At 39.2% G+C, this 2581-nt stretch carries 4 protein-coding genes; 3 read left to right on the forward strand and 1 reads right to left on the reverse strand.

The features are described 5' to 3' along the window. Positions 1-41: 41 nt before the first annotated feature. Positions 42-233, reverse strand: coding sequence for a hypothetical protein (locus BA053_RS06970; protein ID WP_082942386.1), 192 nt, complete (start codon positions 231-233; stop codon positions 42-44). On the opposite strand from BA053_RS06970, the gene BA053_RS06975 reads away from it, so the two are divergent. The 3 genes from BA053_RS06975 to recJ are packed head-to-tail and all read left to right on the forward strand — an operon-like array spanning position 227 to position 2460. Next, positions 227-430, forward strand: a complete 204-nt coding sequence (locus BA053_RS06975; protein ID WP_082941427.1) for a hypothetical protein — start codon at positions 227-229, stop codon at positions 428-430. The genes BA053_RS06970 and BA053_RS06975 overlap by 7 nt on opposite strands. After that, positions 427-660 (forward strand): hypothetical protein, encoded by a 234-nt coding sequence (locus BA053_RS05900; protein WP_010962507.1) that lies wholly within the window; start codon positions 427-429, stop codon positions 658-660. Before BA053_RS06975 ends, BA053_RS05900 begins: the two co-directional genes overlap by 4 nt. 60 nt (positions 661-720) lie before the next feature. Next, positions 721-2460, forward strand: coding sequence for a single-stranded-DNA-specific exonuclease RecJ (recJ, locus tag BA053_RS05905; RefSeq protein ID WP_065095138.1), 1740 nt, complete (start codon positions 721-723; stop codon positions 2458-2460). The last annotated feature ends 121 nt before the right edge of the window (positions 2461-2581 follow it).

Raw genomic sequence — 2581 nt, forward strand, 5'->3', positions numbered from 1 at the left:
GCGGCTGGTACTTTCATGACACCCTGACAACCGTCATCCCGCTACTTGTTAGCGGCTGAGATACCGCGAATGAATCGCGGTATGACGGTTCGTGGCGGCGTGACGATAAGCTCGTCATCCCGCTGCTTGTTAGCGGGATCTAGAGATACCGCGGCGGTATGACGTAGGACTGCTGTCATCCCAGTGCTCCTTTTTTTGTCATCCAAGTAGCTGACACTGTCCTCCTTTGTCATCCCAGTGCCCAGACACTGGGATCCAGCATTTCACGCAATCCCATCAAGAACGTTGTATTTTACATAATACTTTTATGCTTACCAACTTAATAAAATTCCTGGATCCCAGTGTCAAGCACTGGGATGACAAAAAAAGGAGCACTGGGATGACAGGAGAGGGAGGCTACTTGGATGACATCATAGGGGCACTGGGATGACACCATTCTTTTTCCTGGATCCAAATAGTCAAGGCACTGGAATGACAAAAAAAGGAGGCACTGGAACGACAAAGTGGAGTGTCTGCTTCTGTCATCCTATGATAGCTAAAAAGACCTGGTCACGCGCTGGAATGACACCGAAGGGGCTACTGCCCTCTTGGATGGAGACCAGTGTCAGCTACTTAGATGATACCTTTTTTCTACTTAGTTTAGGTTATGCAGAAGTCTAATACAATTATAGAACAAGCTTAAAAATTCTGGTAAAGTAGTTTTATTTACAAAGAAAGAATATGCTACTTGAAATTGAAAAGCGCAGCATAACAAATGCATTGTGGAAGTTGCAAGAAGCAGATCAAAGGCAAATCTTAACTCTTACACAGAGATTTGAGTTACCAGAAATATTAGCAAGAATATTGGTTACTCGTGGTGTTAACATAGAAAATGCAAGCGACTTCTTATATCCACTAATCAGATCGCTATTACCAGATCCCTTTCACCTTCTTGATATGGATAAAGCTGTTTCTCGTATAATACGGGCAATAAAAAATGATGAAAACCTTGCAATATTTGGTGACTATGATGTTGATGGTGCAACGTCGTCAGCATTGATTAACAGGTACCTGAGAGCAATCGATATACACTCTATAATCTACATTCCAGATCGTGTTGATGAGGGCTATGGATTAAACACAGATGCTTTATTACAACTTAAAAAGAATGGAATTGATTTATGTATTTCCGTTGATTGCGGTACGCTTGCATATCAACCGATAGAAGATGCAAAGGCTTTTGGTCTTGATATTATAGTTGTCGATCATCATCTTGGTACGGAAAAATTACCAAGCGTCGTAGCAGTTGTGAATCCAAACCGCCTTGATGAGAGCTCTCCTTATAATAACCTAGCAGCAGTTGGAGTTTCATTTCTGCTAATTGTTGCTCTTAATAAAAGCCTACGTGAGCAAGGATTTTTTACCAACAAAAAAGAACCAGATTTATTTGATCTGCTGGATTTGGTTGCCCTGGGAACTGTCTGTGATGTTATGCAGATCACAGGCCTCAATAGAGCACTTGTCTCACAAGGATTAAAAGTTATGTCAACAAGAAAAAACGTTGGCTTGCGTGTTTTATTTGATGTTTTGGGAATCCTTGAAAAACCAAGTGTTTCTCGATTAGGGTTTAGTATTGGGCCATGCATAAATGCTGGAGGAAGAATTGGAGAAGCATCGCTTGGTGCAAGGTTGCTTTCCACCGATGATGATGAAGAGGCACATTCAATCGCGCTAAAATTAATAGATTTGAATAATGCAAGAAAAGTGTTAGAAAATGAGGCTCTCTTGGAAGCTACAGCACAAGCGGAAAAGTCTGCCCAATCAGGTGCGAATTTTATAATGATAAGTGGCAATTGGCACCAGGGAATAATTGGTATAATTGCATCAAGGCTAAAGGAGCAGTTTCACTTGCCAACAGTAGTGATATCTTTAAATAATGGAATAGGAAAAGCAAGCTGTAGATCAATTTTTGGAGTTGATATCGGTGCTGCAGTCCTTTCCGCAAAGTTTATAAATTTGATTATTGAAGGTGGTGGCCATAGTATGGCGGCAGGATTTTCAATTAAAGAAGACAAAATAAATGATTTGCATGATTTTTTTACTGAAAGATTTTCAAACTCTATAAATGAGAAAACTTTAAAAGCTGATAGTATAGTAACTGCTAAAGCAATAAATTTGTCTTTATGGAATCAATTGCAACGCTTGGGACCATTTGGAGTTGGAAATCCTGAACCAAGGTTTATTATCCAAGGAGCAAAGATAAGAAAGCCTGAAGTTATAGGAGTTGACCATATAAAATGTTTTATTGTTGATGATAATGTTATGGTAAGAGCTATTGCATTTCGTTCTGCAAATACTCATCTTGGCTCTGCTATCATGCAGGGTAATGTTAAAGCTATTTTGGGTAAGATCTCTATGAATTACTGGAATGGCAATAAATTTGTACAATTTTTAATAGAAGATGTATTGACCATTAGTTGAGTATATCTGTTCAGCAGAGTGGCAAAATAGGTAGACAAGATAAACTGACCTTACCCAGAAAAAGTGGAGAGAAAGAAAGGAGTTTTTTCGGGTAAAATAAAATTTTGGAGGATTAGAAATG

The sequence above is a fragment of the Wolbachia endosymbiont of Nomada ferruginata genome, from assembly GCF_001675785.1.
In the GTDB taxonomy this organism is placed as follows: Bacteria; Pseudomonadota; Alphaproteobacteria; order Rickettsiales; family Anaplasmataceae; genus Wolbachia; species Wolbachia pipientis.